Origin of the sequence: Staphylococcus sp. HMSC13A10 (assembly GCF_001808005.1) — a bacterium.
GTDB classification, from domain to species: Bacteria; Bacillota; Bacilli; order Staphylococcales; family Staphylococcaceae; genus Staphylococcus; species Staphylococcus pasteuri.
In genome coordinates this window covers 1-748 of sequence record NZ_KV791854.1, presented here as the reverse complement: position 1 = coordinate 748, position 748 = coordinate 1, and the positions used below count along the sequence as shown (strand labels likewise).

1 protein-coding gene is annotated in these 748 nt (G+C 34.2%); it reads right to left on the bottom strand.

Annotated features, from left to right (window positions below):
- Window positions 1-218: 218 nt before the first annotated feature.
- On the bottom strand, window positions 219-748 hold a 530-nt coding region (locus HMPREF3125_RS04460), incomplete at its 5' end, for a mobilization protein (RefSeq protein WP_256278069.1).

Here is a 748-nt window from a genome sequence, read left to right as displayed (position 1 = left end):
TCTCAATGCACAATAAATTTTCTCGGCATAATGGCGTGTGTTACTTTTTATTTCTCTTTTCTGAATAAGGTAAATAAAAGATGATAAACAAAGCACATGCAATGGCTATAAGAGCACCTAAAAAGTCCAATTGAGTTTCTCCTTTTAATTTCTAAGCTATTTTAAGCTTGATACAGCTTTTTTATTACCTCAAATGTGTTTTTTATTCAACATTTATATTAAATGCGCTTATACGCGCTTAAAATGGCATATATAAGTCCTCCAAATAAAGCATAAGGAACAAGATAGAAAATAAGTATGAAATAACGCCATGCTGAATGACCTGTTTTCAGGACATAGTTCAGCCATTCATAAAAATGTTGCACACCTAACCAGTCGCCTAAGGGACTTAAGACTAAAAATGTGACCATGACTAAAGCAATAATAAAAAACATCGCTGTAATGCCTTTGGTTAAACGATGAAACGCTTGATCATATTGTTTAACAGCTGTGTCGTTGTGCTTGATACGTTCATCCATGGTTGCTTTATAATCGTTATTCGCTTGTTGCAGTTCTGCTTGATTGGTTTGTAACTGCTCAATCGCCTTATGTGTGTCTGTTTTTACATCTTTCAATTCTTCTTGGATGGCTGTTTGAAAATCTTGTTTTAAATTATCGTTATTAATGCGTTCAATATAGTGTTTCGCTACACTGATAAAACGCTTTTGTGTGATTTCAGTCGCTTGATTAAAGTTCGAGGCCGTGGTCT